Annotated in this window: 19 protein-coding genes, 1 other RNA gene and 2 pseudogenes; 10 read left to right on the forward strand and 12 right to left on the reverse strand. The window is 63.9% G+C overall.

What is annotated here, in order from left to right; genetic code table 11:
• Positions 1-3: 3 nt before the first annotated feature.
• Positions 4-1197, reverse strand: a complete 1194-nt coding sequence (locus AC5Y5C_RS11170; RefSeq protein ID WP_499971953.1) for a thiolase family protein — start codon at positions 1195-1197, stop codon at positions 4-6.
• 116 nt (positions 1198-1313) lie between these two features.
• On the opposite strand from AC5Y5C_RS11170, the gene AC5Y5C_RS11175 reads away from it, so the two are divergent.
• Both AC5Y5C_RS11175 and AC5Y5C_RS11180 read left to right on the forward strand, forming a co-directional pair.
• Positions 1314-1739 (forward strand): winged helix-turn-helix transcriptional regulator, encoded by a 426-nt coding sequence (locus AC5Y5C_RS11175; protein ID WP_499971955.1) that lies wholly within the window; start codon positions 1314-1316, stop codon positions 1737-1739.
• A complete protein-coding gene (locus AC5Y5C_RS11180) occupies positions 1736-2251 on the forward strand; it encodes a DUF1990 domain-containing protein (RefSeq protein ID WP_499971957.1) in 516 nt (171 codons plus the stop codon). Before AC5Y5C_RS11175 ends, AC5Y5C_RS11180 begins: the two co-directional genes overlap by 4 nt.
• Here AC5Y5C_RS11180 and AC5Y5C_RS11185 read toward each other — a convergent pair.
• The gene (locus AC5Y5C_RS11185; protein ID WP_499971958.1) at positions 2248-3156 is read right to left on the reverse strand and encodes a LysR family transcriptional regulator; all 909 of its coding nucleotides are present in this window, start codon (positions 3154-3156) and stop codon (positions 2248-2250) included. The genes AC5Y5C_RS11180 and AC5Y5C_RS11185 overlap by 4 nt on opposite strands.
• A 22-nt stretch (positions 3157-3178) precedes the next feature.
• Between AC5Y5C_RS11185 and AC5Y5C_RS11190 the strand changes: the two are divergent.
• Positions 3179-3328, forward strand: a pseudogene (locus tag AC5Y5C_RS11190) (nucleoside deaminase); the annotation flags it as partial.
• Between the two features lie 5 nt (positions 3329-3333).
• On the opposite strand, the gene AC5Y5C_RS11195 reads toward AC5Y5C_RS11190, so the two are convergent.
• The 3 genes from AC5Y5C_RS11195 to AC5Y5C_RS11205 all read right to left on the reverse strand — a co-directional run bounded on the left by AC5Y5C_RS11195 (position 3334) and on the right by AC5Y5C_RS11205 (position 6112).
• Positions 3334-4914, reverse strand: coding sequence for an LCP family protein (locus tag AC5Y5C_RS11195; protein WP_499971960.1), 1581 nt, complete (start codon positions 4912-4914; stop codon positions 3334-3336).
• 120 nt (positions 4915-5034) lie between these two features.
• Positions 5035-5466, reverse strand: a complete 432-nt coding sequence (locus AC5Y5C_RS11200; RefSeq protein ID WP_499971962.1) for a nitroreductase/quinone reductase family protein — start codon at positions 5464-5466, stop codon at positions 5035-5037.
• Between the two features lie 28 nt (positions 5467-5494).
• Positions 5495-6112 carry a TetR/AcrR family transcriptional regulator gene (locus AC5Y5C_RS11205; protein ID WP_499971965.1) on the reverse strand — a complete coding sequence of 206 codons (618 nt, stop codon included), beginning with the start codon at positions 6110-6112 and terminating at the stop codon, positions 5495-5497.
• 57 nt (positions 6113-6169) lie between these two features.
• Here AC5Y5C_RS11205 and AC5Y5C_RS11210 point away from each other — a divergent pair, with 57 nt between their 5' ends.
• From AC5Y5C_RS11210 to AC5Y5C_RS11220, 3 genes are all read left to right on the forward strand, one after another.
• On the forward strand, positions 6170-6811 hold the full coding sequence (locus AC5Y5C_RS11210; protein WP_499971968.1) for an O-methyltransferase: 642 nt from the start codon (positions 6170-6172) through the stop codon (positions 6809-6811).
• Between the two features lie 90 nt (positions 6812-6901).
• Positions 6902-7252 (forward strand): hypothetical protein, encoded by a 351-nt coding sequence (locus AC5Y5C_RS11215; protein ID WP_499973272.1) that lies wholly within the window; start codon positions 6902-6904, stop codon positions 7250-7252.
• 256 nt (positions 7253-7508) lie between these two features.
• Positions 7509-7865: an NUDIX hydrolase gene (locus tag AC5Y5C_RS11220; RefSeq protein ID WP_499973116.1), complete on the forward strand. Its 357-nt coding sequence runs from the start codon at positions 7509-7511 to the stop codon at positions 7863-7865.
• A 49-nt stretch (positions 7866-7914) separates the two neighbouring features.
• On the opposite strand, the gene ssrA is transcribed toward AC5Y5C_RS11220, so the two are convergent.
• Positions 7915-8283, reverse strand: a transfer-messenger RNA (tmRNA) gene (ssrA, locus tag AC5Y5C_RS11225).
• A 123-nt stretch (positions 8284-8406) separates the two neighbouring features.
• On the opposite strand from ssrA, the gene AC5Y5C_RS11230 reads away from it, so the two are divergent.
• On the forward strand, positions 8407-8976 hold the full coding sequence (locus AC5Y5C_RS11230) for a hypothetical protein (protein WP_499973118.1): 570 nt from the start codon (positions 8407-8409) through the stop codon (positions 8974-8976).
• Positions 8977-9076: 100 nt separating this feature from the next.
• On the opposite strand, the gene smpB is transcribed toward AC5Y5C_RS11230, so the two are convergent.
• The 3 genes from smpB to ftsE are packed head-to-tail and all read right to left on the reverse strand — an operon-like array spanning position 9077 to position 11170.
• Positions 9077-9556: an SsrA-binding protein SmpB gene (smpB, locus tag AC5Y5C_RS11235; RefSeq protein WP_499971971.1), complete on the reverse strand. Its 480-nt coding sequence runs from the start codon at positions 9554-9556 to the stop codon at positions 9077-9079.
• A 9-nt stretch (positions 9557-9565) separates the two neighbouring features.
• Positions 9566-10468 carry a permease-like cell division protein FtsX gene (gene ftsX / locus AC5Y5C_RS11240; RefSeq protein WP_499971973.1) on the reverse strand — a complete coding sequence of 301 codons (903 nt, stop codon included), beginning with the start codon at positions 10466-10468 and terminating at the stop codon, positions 9566-9568.
• Between the two features lie 12 nt (positions 10469-10480).
• Positions 10481-11170, reverse strand: coding sequence for a cell division ATP-binding protein FtsE (gene ftsE / locus AC5Y5C_RS11245; protein ID WP_046254400.1), 690 nt, complete (start codon positions 11168-11170; stop codon positions 10481-10483).
• 172 nt (positions 11171-11342) lie between these two features.
• Between ftsE and AC5Y5C_RS11250 the strand changes: the two genes are divergently transcribed.
• Complete coding sequence (locus AC5Y5C_RS11250) at positions 11343-11555, forward strand: hypothetical protein (RefSeq protein ID WP_499973120.1); 213 nt, start codon at positions 11343-11345, stop codon at positions 11553-11555.
• 14 nt (positions 11556-11569) lie between these two features.
• Here AC5Y5C_RS11250 and AC5Y5C_RS11255 read toward each other — a convergent pair.
• The 3 genes and pseudogenes from AC5Y5C_RS11255 to prfB all read right to left on the reverse strand — a co-directional run.
• Positions 11570-11683: pseudogene (locus AC5Y5C_RS11255) on the reverse strand (Rv3103c transmembrane domain-containing protein); the annotation flags it as partial.
• Positions 11680-12711 (reverse strand): mechanosensitive ion channel family protein, encoded by a 1032-nt coding sequence (locus AC5Y5C_RS11260; protein WP_499971976.1) that lies wholly within the window; start codon positions 12709-12711, stop codon positions 11680-11682. The pseudogene AC5Y5C_RS11255 and the gene AC5Y5C_RS11260, both read right to left, overlap by 4 nt.
• The gene (prfB, locus tag AC5Y5C_RS11265) at positions 12704-13807 is read right to left on the reverse strand and encodes a peptide chain release factor 2 (RefSeq protein ID WP_499971978.1); all 1104 of its coding nucleotides are present in this window, start codon (positions 13805-13807) and stop codon (positions 12704-12706) included. Before prfB ends, AC5Y5C_RS11260 begins: the two co-directional genes overlap by 8 nt.
• Positions 13808-14014: 207 nt before the next feature.
• Between prfB and AC5Y5C_RS11270 the strand changes: the two genes are divergently transcribed.
• Positions 14015-15763: an acyl-CoA dehydrogenase family protein gene (locus AC5Y5C_RS11270; protein WP_499971980.1), complete on the forward strand. Its 1749-nt coding sequence runs from the start codon at positions 14015-14017 to the stop codon at positions 15761-15763.
• Between the two features lie 159 nt (positions 15764-15922).
• A complete protein-coding gene (locus AC5Y5C_RS11275; RefSeq protein WP_499971982.1) occupies positions 15923-17272 on the forward strand; it encodes an FAD-dependent oxidoreductase in 1350 nt (449 codons plus the stop codon).
• Positions 17273-17345 lie beyond the last annotated feature (73 nt).

A 17345-nucleotide genomic window follows, 5' to 3' on the forward strand; every position in this document is an offset into this window, starting at 1 on the left:
GCCCTACAACCGCTCAATGATGGTCGCGTTGGCCAATCCGCCTGCCTCGCACATCGTTTGCAAGCCGTAGCGTCCACCGGTTTGCTCCAGCACCGATATCAGGGTGGTCATGAGCCGCCCACCGCTGGCCCCCAGCGGGTGCCCGATGGCGGTGGCACCGCCATTGATGTTGACCTTGGACAAGTCGGCACCAGTCGCGGCTTGCCAGGCCAGAACCACCGACGCGAACGCCTCGTTGACCTCGAAGGCGTCCATATCCGCCAACGATAAACCTGCGCGGTCAAGAACTTTCGCGGTCGCAGGGATGACTCCGGTAAGCATGTACAACGGATCGTCCCCCACCACCGCGACCGAATGCACGCGGGCCCGTGGGGTAAGTCCAAGCCGTTTGGCGGTCTCGCCGGAGGTGATAAGCACGGCGGACGCGCCGTCGTTGATCGGCGAAGAGTTTCCCGCGGTGACCTTCCAGTCGATCTGAGGGAAGCGCCTCTCCCACAACTCATTACGGAACGCGGGTTGGAGCCCGGCCAAGATGTCCGCGGTGCTAGACGGCCGCACCGATTCATCGGCAGTCACCTCGCTCAGTTCACCATCGGCAGTGGGAGCCTTGATCGGCACCACGTCGCGAGCGAATCTGCCCTCGGACCGCGCCTGGGCGGCGCGGCGATGACTCTCGGCGGCGAAGGAATCCAGTTGCTCGCGCGACAGGTTCCATTTCGCCGCGATCAGCTCGGCACTGATGCCTTGCGGGACTAGCCCTTCCGGATACCGATCGGCGACCTCAGACCCGAAAAAGTCCTTGCCCAGGCTTTGGCTGCCCATGGGCACCCGGCTCATCGACTCGATACCCGAGGCGATCACCACGTCGTAAGCCCCCGCGATGACCCCTTGCGCCGCAAAGTGGATGGCCTGCTGACTGCTGCCACATTGACGGTCGACGGTCACCGCCGGGACGGTCTCGGGCAACCCGGCGGCCAGTGCCGCCCACCGTGCCGTGTTGGAGCTCTGCTCCCCCACCTGCCCGACTGCGCCGCTGATGACATCGTCGATGAGGGCCGGGTCTATCCCGGTGCGCTCGACGAGCGCTCGGATAGCGTGCGCGTGCAGATCGACCGGGTGCACACCCGAGAGCGACCCGCCCGGCTTCCCCTTGCCCACGGGTGTCCGTACCGCGTCGACAATCACTGCGTCTCTCATGGCAAGCCTCCTGGATTCATCGTTGAACTCCTCTTCTGTCGGTATACGCCCAGTCAGTTTGAATTCACAACTAAGTGTGACTAAGTACATAACGTGCTAAGTTGGATTTCACGACTATGAGAGTATGTTCGATAGCCAATGCCCTCGAGGTGATCGGGGAACGCTGGACCCTGGTGGTCCTGCGCGAGATCATGCTGGGCAACCGACGCTTCGACGAGATCGTCCGCAACACCGGCGCCAGCCGCGACATCCTGGCTACCCGGCTGCGCAAGCTCGTGGACGCGGGTGTCCTGGAAAAGCGACAGTACGAAGCGCGCCCGCCCCGTTACGAATACCTGCTGACCGAATCGGGGCGCGCCCTCCGGCCGGTGCTGTTCGATTTGATGGAGTGGGGTGACACGTTCGTCACTCAGGGACCCCCACCGAGCGTCTGGGAACACCGATGCGGCTCGGTGCTGCATGTGCAGCCGACATGCGAGAGTTGTGGGGAAACAGTGACGTTCGACGATCTCACACCACGACGACTGGGGAGGGTGCGATGAACTCCGAGGTCCTGACTTATGGGCCAGCGGGTGCCACGCGTCCGGGCGAAAGCATCTGGACCGCTGCCTCATTCGGGCTACGACGATTCGAGCGGACCGTCCCCATCGGATACGGGGACGAAGCATGGCGGAAGGCTTCGCAAGCCGTGTTGAACTGGGGTGTCAAGCGGCACAGTGGCTTCCGGGTGGACCCGGAGATGACTGTGAGCGAAGGCACCGAGTTCCGGATCAGCTTCGGATGGGGTCGGCTCAGCGTCCACGAACCGGTGCGGATCGTGGCGGTGGCCGACACCGACGACCGGTGCGGATTCGCGTACGGCACGCTACCGGGACATCCCGTATCAGGCGAGGAGGCTTTCATCGTGCACCGGAGCGGCGACGGCACAGTCTTTTTGACACTGCGCTCACTGACGCAGGCGGCGCCATCCGGCTTCTGGCGGCGAGTTTTCCCGATACTCCTGGTGGCACAGCGGGTCTTCCGCCATCGCTACCTGCGGGCGCTGGTCCCCTAATCGACGGCAGACGCCAGGTCCACCAGTGCCCGCGCCGGTCCCGTCGGCGGAGACCCCGGCATCCATACCGCCCGGAACTGACGGGTGAACACCATCTCGTCGGCGAGGGCGACCTCGCAGAGCGTGCCCGCCGACAGCTCGGGGGCCGCGATGAGTCGGCTGATCACAGCCGGCGCCAAACCCGTTGCCGCCGCGGCCTTGATCGCCGCTGCAGAGCCCAGTTCTGCCGCCGGAGTCGCCGGCTGGCACACCTGGCTCAGTACTTCCCAAACGGTGTCGCGGGTACCAGAGCCCGGCTCGCGCATGAGTAGCGGCGTGGTGGCAAGTTCGCGCAGTGTCACGGGTTTACGCCGCCGAGCCCACTTATGCCCCGGCCCCACCACGACAACCAGCTCGTCGGCGCCCAGCACCTCCCCACCCAATCCGGGCGGTGCATGCGGCCCCTCGATGAATCCCAGAGTCGCACTACCGCCCCGCACCAACTCACAGACCTGTTGCGTGTTGCCGACTTCCAGCGATACCGCGACGTCCGCATGCCGTGATCGAAGGGCCGTCAGCCACAACGGCATCCGATGATCGGCGATGGTGCGCGAGGCGGCGACCACCAGCCGCGGCGCCTGGCCGGAGTGCAGCGCGGCCACACCGGTGACGAACTCTCGCGCCGCCGCGAGCACCGGCGTGGCATAGCCGATGACGGCCAGTCCGGCGTCGGTCAGCCGCGACCCGGTGGGGCCACGCTCGAGCAGCACCAGCCGAAGGCGCCGTTCCAGCGCACGGATGCGCATGCTGGCCGCAGGTTGTGAAATGCCGTGCTGGCGCGCAGCCGCTCCGAGACTGCCCGTCTCAGCGACGGACATCAGCAGGTCCAGCACGTCGAGGTCGGGTGTGCCCGGAGGAAGAGGCATAAGTAGAGTTTATGGGGTTCGGCAATCGCTCAGCGACCTGGGTGTTCGCCCGAGGCCGGTCACGGCGTTGTCCATCAACGAAGTGGCGCCCGGCATGGAGACCAACGGTCCGGCACCGGATCTCGCCGGGGATGTGCGCGCATTGCACGTTCGATTCCGCACGGACGACTGATCAGCTCACTTGACGCACGGGACGCCGTCGGCACCCATCTGACTCAAGTCGGTAGGCGACGGCGCCTGTACGCCCGTTCCCGTCGCGGCAACCGCGGTCAAGACGTCGGTGGAATTGGCGTCCGCTGACGATTCGCCCTTCCTCCCGGAGCTGTGATGTGCGATGTAGCCATCCGCAGGGAATTGCGAGCCCACCGTCAACTGAACAGTTCCGGGTGCCACCGCCCCGGATTCCGTCATGGGCAGGCGCAGTTGATCGGCGAGTGCCTGCGCACCCTCTTGGGCGTCTGAGCCATACACAATCGAGCTCTCGGTCGACATGGCCTCTGCCGTCGTCGCACGACCACGCGTGAATCCCCGGGCCGTAAAGGCATCTTCGATCGCCGCGCCCAGCCCGTCCCGCTCTGTCGCGTTGACGACGTTGAGCACCACGGGTGCCGAGAGCGGAGCCGCGGGAGCAACCGACGCCGCAGCGGGCGGTGCGGGGGCGATATCGGCGGAGAATCGATCATGGACGATCTGCCGGATCGTCGGGAGATCCACGATATTGACGTCCGAGCCGTTCGAATCCTGGCCAAAGTCAGAGATGGGCAGCGTATAGAGCGACATCGGCCTCTTGGTCAACGTCGAGGCGCGCGCGGCAAAGTCGACAATGTTGAGCCCGGAGTCGATCGCGACATTCTCGTGCGCGACGTTGAGAATGTTGCGTATCGCAGCGGGGTTCGACATCGCACCACCCTTACGGACTGCGGTCAACAACGACACCAGGAACGCCTGCTGGCGGCGGGTGCGATCCATATCCGTGAACGATCCGTCGTTTTCGTCACGCCGTTGTCTGACGAAAGCCATCGCCTGGGAAGCATCGATCTGCTGAACACCCTCGTGGAAGTTGGCCCCGGAGAACTCATCGACCGTGTCGTGGTTCAGACATACCGTGATGGGCTGCACTGCCTTGGCGATCTGGAAGAACGCGGCAAGGGTCACTTCCACGAAGTGATCGATCGGCACACCCAGGAAGTCACGCACCGTGTCGATCTGGGCCTTGCGCCCCGCCTCGCGGGCTGCTTGCTCCCGAGCGGTCAGATCGTTGGCGCCCGCAGTGTCCGAACCGCCGCCTGCCTGCGTGTCCAAGGCCTGCTGGTAGGCAAATCCGTAGGCCTGCTTGACCTTGCCCTTACACACCGACCCCGGGCAGCCCGCCAGGTCCACATAGTCGTCGCGTGGGATCGACACCGCGGTGATGGGGCCGTCATTGCCCGGGATGTGCACCACAATCAGCACATTCGCGTTGTACCCACCGGATGTCTCGTCACCGGCATGCAGCGCGTCGTACATGTCCTGTGGCAGCGGCTGCCCGTTTTGGTCGAGCCGACTATCCAGGCCCATAAGCAGGATGTTCTGGTCCTGGCCGACAGGAGTCAATACCCCGGGTAACACGTGCGAAGTGATGATCTGCCCCACCGCCGTGTTATATCCGGCCCAGCCAAAACCCGTGACGGCCATGACAAATGCCGCAGCGATACCGACGACCAGACGGCCCTTCTCCAGCACCCAGCGCTGCGCTTGATCAGAATCCTGCTCGCCCATAACAGTTGACCATTGTCGTGGACAATCCGTTCAAAATGCGTCAAGCACGCCTTGGACTCTCCGGCGAGTCCTCATCAGCGCTCAACTGTGAGGTACGTGTGAATTTGCCAGCGCCGCTCGCTAATCCACGCGCGTGAGCCCCAGTACCGGGATAATCCGAGTGGTCTTGCGTGCGTATTCGGCGAAGTTCTCGAAGCGCTCCGCCTGGCGCGCATAGATCCGATCGCGCTCCTCACCCACCACATCGCGCACCGTCACCGGGCAGTGTTCATCACCGATTTCGACGGACACCTTCTCGGGATGCGCCAGCGCGTTGTGGTACCACGCGGAACTACTGTCCCGTCCATTGTTGGAGGCAAACACATAGAACTCGTCACTCTCTTCGCCCGGCTGGTAAGCCATCGGGTTTTCCCGCGGTTCGCCCGACTTGGCGCCGACGGTATGCAAGATGAGCATGTCGAACTGCGCGAAGAACCCATCGGCGCCACCGGTTTCGCGAATCTGGGCCATGACGTCGGCATGGAATCCTGCGGGATCATTCAATTCGGTCATGCCATGAATAATGTCAGTTGGGTTGACATTATTCCAGCCGGACCAGAAACTCGTCGACGAGCGAATCCAGGAATCCGCCGTCGACCGCCTCCCCCGTGACGATCACGCGGTAGTACAGGGGCGCCACCAACTGCTCAGCCAGACGAGCGACATTCACCTCGTCGGACAGTTCCCCTCGATGCACCGCGCGAGCGATCGGAATTTGGTCGCGCGCCTGCTGCTCGCGCAGATAGCGAGCCCGGAACGCATTCGCGAGCTGCGGATCATGCTGCGACTGTCCAATAAGGGCCCGAAACACCGCACCCGCGTCATCGGTCGTCAGGAACCGCGCGGTGGCACCCAGGTGGTGCCGCAGATCGGCCTCGAGGCTGCCCAGATCGGGTGGATCCAGCTGCGAGGCGGCGTCTTCCAGGAAGACGTCCATCAGTACGTCCGCCTTGGAACCCCACCATCGATAGACGGTCTGCTTGGCCACGCCCGCGGCCTTGGCGATGCCTTCCATGGTCACTCCGGCATAGCCCTTGGCGACCAGCAGATCGTCGGCAGCGTGAATCACGGCCTCACGCGCGGTCTCGCTACGGCCATGCCGATTTCCGAAATGACGGCGCGCGTCGCCGGCCTCGCGGGGCTTCGCCGTCTCATTCACAGTCCCCATCGAATCACCACCCTAGACTAGACAGTACGTAGCGTCTACTCTAGGTTCATGACAACGACACTTCACGAACCAGCATTCGCCACGATCGTGGACCGCCTCTTCGAGAACGCTTCGCACGATGCGCCGCCCGTCGACCGCGACACCTTCCACAAGAAATCCGTCGAGGAGCGCGTCGAGCTGTTCCAGAACACCTACGTGCCTGTCGCACCCGATGCCGGGCGGCTGCTCTACAGCCTGGTCCGCGCCACCAGGCCGAAGACCATCGTCGAGTACGGACTGTCTTACGGGATCTCGACCCTGCATTCGGCCGCCGCCGTTCGCGACAACGGTTTCGGCCGCATCATCACCACCGAAATGAACACCACGAAGATCACCGCCTCACGCGCAACCTTCGCCGAGGCCGGAGTGTCCGACCTCATCACCATCCTGGAGGGCGATGCTCGCGAGACACTGAAGACGATTGATGGACCGATCGATTTCCTGCTGCTGGACGGCTGGCCCGACCTCGACTTGCCGATTCTCAAGATTCTCGAGGATAAGCTGGCGCCGGGAGCGCTCGTCATCGCCGATAACGTCGGATTCGAAAGCAGCAAGCCATATCTGGAGTACATCCGTACCCCAGAGAACGGCTATGTGAGCGTGGCTTCACCCATCGGGGAATGCATGGAGCTCAGCTGCCGTTGTGCGTAATGGTGCAATCTCTCAGAAGCGTTGGCGGCGGTCGTCTCGCCAAAGTCTCCCGCCGCCAACGCCTTCAAAACCACTCCAGGAAGGTGTGGCATGTCCAAATCTACCCTCGGCCTGACGGCCGCGGCGTGTACTTCTCTTGCATTGCTGTGCGCAGCGCCCGCATCCGCGGGACCTAAATCCCCTCAAACACCCAGCGAACTCGGCGCCGAGCTCCAATCCCAGGGCTATAAAGTTCAGTACGAGCGAATCGGCAACTGCCCCTTGGATGCCGGATCGGTTGTCGGCACCCGGATCGGCCCGGCAGTGTGGGCGGATACCACCACGCAGACCAAGGCCGGTGGCGGCGTCGGCGACGGCACCCGTGGGGGCGTCACCTGGAGCCATGACATCGATCACCAGATCGCCTACATCACGGTGGCGTGCAAGCGCACGGCTAAATGAGCCGAGCTGCACAAGAGGTCCGGTCGCGAAGGCCGCGGTGATGGTTGGCAAATAATCAGGTGCACCATCGACCACGGGGAACTAGGATGCCTGAAATCATCAGTGCCGCAAGGTAGCTGGGACGCCTAAGAGAAAGGACTCCTGGCATGTCAATGTGGCGTTGCCTGACGGCTTCTATGCTGGCGGCGTGAGTACGAGCGAGCCCATGGGCACCATTCGAGTCTGCGCTGTGGTGCTGCGCGATGACCGCGGCGCGGTGCTGACCGTCCGGAAACGCGGCAGCACCCGGTTTATGTTGCCCGGCGGTAAGCCCGACCTGGGCGAAAGCGCAGTGGAAACCGCCGTACGCGAAGTCCGCGAAGAGCTGTCGATCGATCTGGAACCGACCGCACTGCATGCGCTCGGGGTCTTCAGAGCTGCGGCTGCGAACGAACCCGGATTCGATGTCGAGTCAACGGTGTTCGCGCATCCGCCGGTACCGGTCAATCAACCGGCCGCCGAAATCGAGGAACTGCGCTGGCAGTTACTCGACGAGCCGTATCCCACAGATCTGGCTCCTCTGCTCGCGGAGCACGTGCTCCCCGCTCTTGCCCGGCGCCGAGCACAGGTCTGACGGACCCTAGAGCGAAAGAAGACCCCCCGAGTGTTCGGGGGGTCTTCCTTTGTGGAGCTGCCGGGAATTGAACCCGGGTCCAACGGCCGTTCATTAAGGCTTCTCCGTGCGCAGTTCGCTATGCCTCTACTTGGATCTCTCGGTCCCGCGAACAAGCCGAGATGACGATCCCAGCCGCTGTTTGATGTCCCGGTGGTCTCCGCGGCCGAAACCACCGGTTGATCCCGCTAGCTGATGCCAGGGTCCGGGCCGCGGGAGCTCCCGGTCTGACAGACACGCAGTCGCTTAGGCAGCGAGTGCGTAGTCGCGCTGATGAGAATCGGCGCTTAATTGGTTGCAATGACGCTTACGGTGGTCTCTTGCCTGCACCGGCACGCTTCCCTTAAGTCGAGACTCGCTGTCGAAACCTTTCAGCCCCGTCACCCCACCGACCTTCGGTGAGACACTCCATCCTACCGCCGCAGATCCACGAAGCCACCGAATTACCTACCCATGCCGCGGTAGCGTGCTGGAAATCGCCAAATCTGGGGAGTTCACGACCATGCGCATGCTGCTGAGTACCTACGCCGTCGTTATGGCCGGCGCGACCGTATTCGCTGTTCAGGCGTCCGCCGAGCCGCTGGTACCCAACCTCGACGGGTACGCACCGGTCGAGCCCACCGCCTTTGAGACGTACTCCGCGTACGCCACCACAGGTGTGCAGTTCATCACCCCTGACGGCCTGCACTGCCGCATCACCGCGAACTCCCGGGCCACCGGCGTCGACGGCACCTGCTGGGGCAAGCTGCCCGGCGTCGCGGGTGACGAGAACATCGCCACGGTATCGCTCAATACCCCGGCGGCGAGCCTGACTCATATGCCCGACCTGGGCCAGCAGGAGATTGTCGCGCGGCCCGACGCGTCGCCGGCCGGTCCCGCGTCCGTCGACCCCAGCGCCTATCGCCCGCTGGCCCCCGGTCAGAAGATCACCTTTGGCCTCAAGGCCACCGACAAGATGGTCACGTGCGCCGTGAGCGATCAGCGCGAGACGATCTGCATACTGCCCAACAACTTCACCGGTGACGGTCCGCACGGATTCGTGCTGTCCCCCACGGGTAGCCGGGCCTTCTAGCCGTTGCCGAGACCGAGGTTGTGGCGAGAAGATACGAGACGAATCCGCCACAACCTCGGTCTCGGCACGAGGAGCGGCGGGGACGGCGTGTGAGTGTGAGCTACATGCCTTTTGCGCGACGCCCCAATTCGCGGGTGATCTCGCGGGTCGCGTCCCGCTTGGCCAGGTCCTGACGCTTGTCGTGGGCCTGCTTGCCGCGCGCCAACGCCAATTCCACCTTGACCTTGCCGTCCAGGAAATACAGCGACAACGGCACCAGCGTCAGATTGCCGTCACGTGTCTTGCCCACCAGCATGTCGATCTGAGCCCTGTGCAACAACAACTTCCGGTTCCGCAGCGGGGCATGGTTGGTCCAGGTGCCATGGTCGTACTGCGGGATATGTAACGCGCGCAGCCAGACCTCGCCGTCGTCGACGGTAGCGAAGGCGTCCACCAGGGAGGCCTTGCCCTCGCGCAGGCTCTTGACCTCGGTGCCGACCAGCTGCACCCCGGCCTCGTACACGTCGAGGATCGAGTAGTTGTGCCGCGCCTTGCGATTGGTCGCGATGACCTTTCGCCCGTCGGTCGGTTTCTTACTCATCGCCAGGACCTATCTACGCACGTAGAGACGAAGCGTCACATAGGCGGTCACCCCGGCCAGCAGGATGCCCAGCGCCGCCATCTGAATCGACGCGAGGAATACGTCGCCATAGGTGATCGGGGCAATCAGATTGGCCTGAATGAACTGTTCCAGCGCCCCGTTCAGGATGGTCACCCGCGCCACGATCAGACCGATCACCGCCAGCGCCACACCGGCAAGCGCCGCGATCACCGCCTCCAACAGGAACGGCAATTGTGTGTACCAACGAGTGGCACCCACCAACCGCATGATGCCCACCTCGGTGCGCCGCGTGTACGCGGCGACCTGAACCATGTTGGCGATCAAGAGAACCGCACCGACAGCCTGAATCAGCGCGATCATGAACGCCGCGTCACGCAGGCTGTTCAGGACCGCGAACAAGCGGTCGATCAGATCTTTCTGGTTGAGCACGCCCTTCACACCGGGCTTACCGACGAATGACTCATCGAAATCCGCGTGGGTCTCCGGGTTCTTGAGCTTGACGATGAAGGAGGCGGGGAACGCGTCCTTGCTCACATCCTTCATCAAGTCCCGGAACTGCGGCAAGCGCTTCTCGGCGTCCGTGTACGCGTCCTCACGGTTCACGAAACGCACCGACTTGATGTCGGAACGCTTTTCGATCTCGTCGCGCAGGCCCTTGCAGATATCGCTGCTGCAGTTGGTATCGCTGGCGGACAGGTCCTCGGTGAGGAAGATCTGCGTCTCCACGCGGTCCAAGTAGATGGCCTTCGAGTTCTTGGCCAGTGATATCACCAGCAGACCACCACCGAACAACCCGATCGCGATGGCGGTCGTGATGATCATCGCCACCGTCATCGTCACATTGCGACGCAGGCCGGTGAGGACCTCGTTGAACAGGAATCCAAAACGCATGTTCTATTCCACTTACCTATCTACCCCGTAGACACCGCGCTGCTCGTCGCGGATCAGCTTGCCCAGTTCCAGCTCGATCACGCGCTGGCGCATCGAGTCGACGATGTGATGGTCGTGGGTCGCCATCAGCACGGTAGTACCGGTGCGGTTGATCCGCTCCAGCAGCGCCATGATGTCCTCACTGGTTTCGGGGTCCAGGTTCCCGGTCGGCTCGTCGGCCAGTAGCACCAGCGGACGATTGACGAAGGCGCGCGCGATACCGACGCGCTGCTGCTCGCCACCCGACAGCTCCGAGGGCAACCGACTGGCCTTGCCGGTCAGGTTCACCATCTCCAGCACCTCGGGAACGATGCGGTTGATGATGTCCGTCTGCTTGCCGATCACCTCAAGCGCGAAGGCCACATTCTCGTACACCGTCTTCTGCTGGAGCAGCCGGAAGTCCTGAAACACACAGCCGATCGTCTGCCGGAGGTGCGGGATCTCGCGGCCGCGCAGCTTGTTGACGTGGAACTTGGAAACCTGAATTTCGCCCTTGGTGGGCAGCTCCTCGCCCAGCAGCAGCCGCATGAATGTCGACTTACCCGAACCCGAAGGACCGATGAGGAACACAAACTCACCCTTGTCGATCTCGAGGCTCACGTTGTCCAACGCGGGCCGAGCCGACGATTTGTAGAGCTTGGTTACCTTGTCGAGGCTGATCACGGCACGCCAGTCTAGCCGGGAAACCCGTGATGACCGTGAGGGCGACTAGGGCGCCGGGGGTGGAGGTGCCGGAGGAGGCGCACCTGGCAGCGGCGGAAGCTGCGGCGGGACCAACCAGGGGGGCAACCATCCGGGCGGCTGAGGCGGGGTCGTTGTCGGGGGTGTCGGCGGTATTCCGCTAGGCGTCGACGTCGGAAAAGTCGTGACGATCGTGTTGGTCGGCTCCGTCGTCGTGGTCGTGGTGGTAGGCGGAGTCGTGGTCGTCGGACGCCTGGTGGTGGTCGGCACGGGCCGCGGCGTGGACGTGGTGACGCTGGGCTTGGGCACCCAGGTGTATCCCGGAGGCGGCTGCGGCGGCGCGGGCTCCGGCTTGTTGATCTCGTAGAGCCAGCTCGCCGCGACGAACGCGAGAATGAGCACAGCGGTCGAGGTCCGGATCCTGACCTTTGCCCTGGCCTTGGTTCCCCAGGACAGGAGCTTTTCCCATAACGGTTCCTGGCGAGGTTCACTCATCTGAGATCCTCGTCCTTCACGATCGGCTGCGGCTTGGTGTCGACGCCCTCTTCGCGACCCTCCTCGCGCTTGTTGTCGCGTTTGAGCTCTCCGGAGCTCGACGACGACATGGTGCGCACCACCGGGCGGCTGTCCCCCACCAGTGCGACGCCGGCCCTGGCCAGGGCTGCGATGACCTTGGCACGTAGCCGCCGGCCCACCTCGAACTGCTTACCCGGCAACGTCCGCGCCACCATGCGTACGTTGACCCGGTCCACCTCGATGCTCTCCACGCCCATCAGCGACGGCGCGTCGAGCAGCAGCTGAGACAGATCGCGGTCCACCAGCGCCTGCTGACACACGTCGTACAACACGTCATTGACGCGCGCCAGGTCCACGCTCGTCGGCACCGGGATGTCGACGACCGCGCGGGCCCAGTCCTTGGAGAGATTGACCGCCTTGACGATCAGCCCGTTCGGAATGGTGATGACCTCACCGTCACCCGAGCGCAGTTTGGTGACGCGCAAAGTGACCTCCTCGACGGTCCCCCGAGATTCCGTGGTTTGCCCCTGCACGTACAGCTCCACCAGATCGCCGAAGCCGTACTGCTTTTCGGTGATAAGAAAGAACCCACTCAGTAGATCCTGGACGACGCGTTGAGCGCCGAAACCCAGCGCACCACCCAGCACGGCTGCCGGACCCGCGAGGCCGCCTATCGAAATGCCCAGCACCCCAACGACATGCACGGTGGTAACCACGACAACCAGTACCACGACGATCCAGGAGATGACGGAGGCGAGCGCCTGGCGGTGCTTACTGGCCTCGGAGCGCACCAGCGCATCGCTCTGCGTGAACGAGCGGTCCAATCGGCGGGTGATCTTTTGGGCGCCCCAGTTGATGAAGCGCACGAGGATCATCGCGCCGAGGACGGCGATGACGATCTGCAGACCGTTGTTGAGTAGCCAACGGCCAACCTCACTGGACCACAGGGTGTCCCAGCGCTCTGCGAGGCGAAGGCCCGCCGCGTGGAACTCGGCGGCGCTAGTCATCTCGCCTATTGCGCCACCGGATGCCCGCCTCGAGGAATCCGTCGATGTCGCCGTCGAGTACCGCCGCGGGATTGCCTACCTCGTACTCGGTACGCAGGTCCTTAACCATCTGATACGGCTGCAGCACATAGGAGCGCATCTGAGTGCCCCATGAGCTGCCACCATCGCCCTTGAGCGCATCCATCTGTGCGCGCTCCTCGAGCCGCTTGCGCTCCAGCAGCCTGGCCTGGAGCACGCGCATCGCCGCGACCTTGTTCTGCAGCTGCGACTTCTCGTTCTGGCAGGTGACGACGATCCCCGTCGGGATGTGTGTGAGCCGCACGGCCGAGTCGGTGGTGTTGACCGACTGGCCACCCGGCCCGCTCGATCGGTAAACGTCAACGCGCAGATCACCTTCGGGGATCTCGATGTGATCGGTCGTCTCCACCACCGGGAGCACCTCGACATCGGCGAACGATGTCTGCCGCCGGCTCTGGTTGTCGAACGGGCTGATTCGGACCAACCGGTGCGTGCCCTGTTCCACCGACAGCGTGCCGTAGGCAAAGGGGGCGTGCACGGCGAAGGTCGCGCTCTTGATACCCGCCTCTTCGGCGTAGGAGGTGTCAAACACCTCCACCGGGTACTTGTGCGCCTCGGCCCAGCGGATGTACATGCGCATGAGCATCTCGGCCCAGTCCGCGGCGTCCACACCGCCTGCGCCGGACCGGATGGTGACCACGGCCTCGCGCTCGTCGTACTCACCGGACAGCAGCGTCCGGACCTCCATGGCCTCGATGTCCTCGCGCAGCTTGACGCGGTCGGCATCGGCTTCCGCGACAACGGAAGCGTCTTCGGATTCCTCCGCGAGCTCGTACAGCACCGGCAGATCATCGAGCCGCTGCCGCAGCGCTTCGACGCGCCGCAGCTCACCCTGGGCGTGCGAGAGCTGGCTCGTCACCTGCTGAGCGCGCGTCTGGTCGTCCCAGAGGTTGGGGTCGGCGGCGGCTTCTTCGAGCGTCTTGATCCGGGAACGCAGGCCGTCGACGTCGAGCACCCGCTCCACCGTGGTGAGGGTCGTGTCGAGGTCAGCGATGTCGGCTTGGCAGTCCAGATCCACAACAGTTCAGGCTACCGGGCCGACGGACCACAACATTCCGGCCCGGCGGGTCGCCCCCCGCCCGCGGTCACCGCACGCGCCGAGGAACGTGATCACCCGCATGGGCGCACGGTCGGCGGATTCAACGGACGATCCGACAGTTGTGCACTGGGCGTTCAGTTTCCCGTCCCTCCCTATCCAAACTGACGCACTGGTAAGTTCCTGACCGTGAGTCAGGAAACGAATACTGCGCCCAAGACCGAACTGCTGCACCCGACCCAGGACGACTTCGCCGAATTCGACGGCGAGACACGTCGGCTCCTGAAGGCAACCGTCAATTGGTTCGAAGAGCGCGGGAAGACCCGCCTGCTCAAGGACTACGTCGACAAGGTCTTCTACCAGGACTTCCTGGACTTCGCGGCGCACGAGAAGCTGTTCGCCACCTTCCTCACCCCGGCCGCCGACAGCGCCGGAAACGCCGACAAGCGCTGGGACACCGCCCGCGTGGCCAAGCTCTCGGAAATCCTCGGCTTCTACGGCCTGAACTACTGGTACCCGTGGCAGGTAACCGTGCTCGGGCTCGGACCGGTGTGGCAGAGCACCAACACCGACCCCCGCAAGCGTGCCGCCGATCTGCTTGACGGCGGTGCCGTCGCGGCCTTCGGCCTGTCCGAGCAGGCCCACGGCGCCGACATCTACTCCACCGACATGGTCCTTACCCCCGTGGAAGGCACAGAAGGCGGCGGATACAAGGCCTCCGGCAGCAAGTACTACATCGGCAACGGCAACTGCGCCCGCATCGTGTCGGTGTTCGGCCGCGTCCAGGGCCGCGACGGTCTGGACCAGTACGTCTTCTTCCTCGCCGACAGTGAGCACCCCAACTACACGGTGATCAAGAACGTCGTGCCGTCCCAGATGTATGTCGCCGAGTTCGAGCTCAACGACTACCCGGTGAGCGAAGACGACATCCTGCACGTCGGCGCGGACGCCTTCAGCGCGGCGCTCAACACCGTCAACATCGGCAAATTCAACCTGTGCTTCGGCGGCATCGGCCTGTCGACACACGCCCTGTACGAATCGGTCACGCACGCGCACAACCGCATTCTGTACGGCAACCCGGTCACCAAGTTCGACCATGTGCGCCGCGAGTTCGTGGACGCCTACGCCCGGTTGATGGGCATGAAGCTGTTCAGCGAGCGCGCCGTGGACTACTTCCGCACCGCGAGCCCCGAGGATCGGCGCTACCTGCTGTTCAACCCGGTCACCAAGATGAAGGCCACCACCGAGGCCGAGAAGGTGCTGGCACTGCTCGGGGATGTCATGTCGGCCAAGGCATTCGAGGCCGAGACCTACACCACCGCAGCACGTATCGACGTGGCGGGGTTGCCCAAGCTCGAGGGCACGGTGGCCGTCAACCTGGCACTGATCCTCAAGTTCATGCCCGCCTACCTGCACCATTCGCAGGACCTTGCGGTTCCCGGAGTGCAGCTGGAAGCCCGCGACGACGAGTTCCTCTTCAACCAGGGTCCGGCGAGCGGCCTGGGCAAGGTCCAGTTCCACGATTGGCGCAAGCCGTTCGCGGAGAACGCAGGCATTCCGAATGTCGCCGCCTTCACCGAGCGCGCCGAGGCGCTGGCCACCCTGGTGGCCGCGGAGAAGGACGCCATCAAGAATGCAGGGCTGGACCTGCAGCTGAGCATCGGCGAGCTGTTCACCCTCGTGGTCTACGGCGGCCTGATCCTGGAACAAGCCAAGCTGCGGGGCGCCGACGAGCAGCTCATCGATCAGATCTTCGAGATCCTCAACCGGGACTTCTCGCAGTACGCGGTCGATCTGATCGGCAAGCGCGAGGCCACCGCTACGCAACGGCAGTGGGCCAAGGACGTGATTTCAGAACCTGTATTCAATTCCGAACGCTTCGATGCGATTTGGAATCGGGTCGAGGCGCTGTCCGGCGTGTACGAAATGCGGGCCTAGACACGGAGCTCGATAGGTCGAGTTCCCACGCACCCCCGGAACCGTCGCTAGCATCGGTGGGGTAACCCGTCCGCACAGGACCGCGGCCAGCCCCCTGTCGGCCAGCCCATAGCCGACGACAGCCGCTGCCCCCTGGCGGGCAGACAAGGATGGACGAGGGTGCGCGCCGTTCACGTCGCCATCGTCGGTGCGGGGCCCTCCGGGTTCTTTGCCGCCGGATCGCTGCTCAAACACTCTGATTTCGACGTGCATGTCGACATGCTCGAAATGCTCCCCACTCCTTGGGGTTTGGTTCGGTCCGGGGTGGCTCCGGATCACCCCAAGATCAAGTCGGTCAGCGCGGTATTCGAGAAGACGGCGACGCATCCGCGTTTTCGGTTCTTCGGCAACATCGAAGTGGGTGTGCAGATCACCGCCGAGGAGCTGGCGTCGCGCTACGACGCGGTGATCTACGCGGTTGGCGCCCAGTCCGACAAGCCCCTGGGGATCCCGGGTGATCAACTGCCGGGCTGCATCGCCGCCGTCGACGTGGTGGGCTGGTACAACGCCAATCCCACGCATCAGAAGGTGTCGGTCGACCTCTCGGGCAAGCGCGCCGTGGTGGTCGGGAACGGCAACGTGGCGCTGGACGTGGCACGCATTCTGGGCATGGATCCGGAATCGCTGCACACCACCGACATCGCCGACCGTGCGCTGGATTCTTTAGACCACAACGCGATCCGTGAGGTCGTGATCATCGGACGACGCGGCCCACTGCAGGCCACCTTCACCCCATTGGAGCTGCGCGAGATGGGTGAACTGCCGGGCGTCGACGTCGTGGTGGACCCCGAAGACCTGGCAGGTATCACCGACGAACAATTGGCTGCCGCACCCAAGCCAACCCGCACCAACATCGACACCTTGCGCAAATTCTCGGAGCGACCGCACACCGAGGGCCATCGCCGGGTGGTGTTTCGGTTCCGCACCTCCCCCATCGAGCTGCACGGCGATGGCGAGGTGGAGTCAATCACGTTGGGCCGCAACGAACTCGTCGACGAAGACGGATACATCGTCGCCCACGACACGGGTGAACGCGACACGCTGCCCACCCACCTGGTGGTGCGCGCCATTGGTTATCGCGGAGTTCAGGTACCCGGGTTGCCGTTCGATTCCCGGCGCGGCGTCATCTTCAACAACGCGGGACGCATCGAGGGCCGCGAGAACGAGTATGTGGTCGGCTGGATCAAACGCGGGCCGGTCGGCGTCATCGGAACCAACAAGAGCGACTCACAGGAGACGGTGGACACTTTGCTCGCCGACCTGGCGACCGCCGACTTGGGAGCTGCGCCCGATACCGCAGCCCTGGAGAAATGGCTGCTGGGCCACGAACCGCACATCGTGTCTCAATCCGATTGGCTGACCATTGATTCGCATGAGCGCGCAACCGGCGAACCGCAGGGCCGCCCCCGAGTGAAGCTGGAGACGGTGCCCCAGCTGCTGGCCGCGGCCGAACGACACGGCGAGCCGTGACGTCGCCCTTCGCCCAAGGGGCTCACCAGAGACATCCCTCTTAATATTTCCTTAGGGTTCTCTTATTTTACTT

This window comes from Mycobacterium sp. NGS15 (assembly GCF_059813245.1).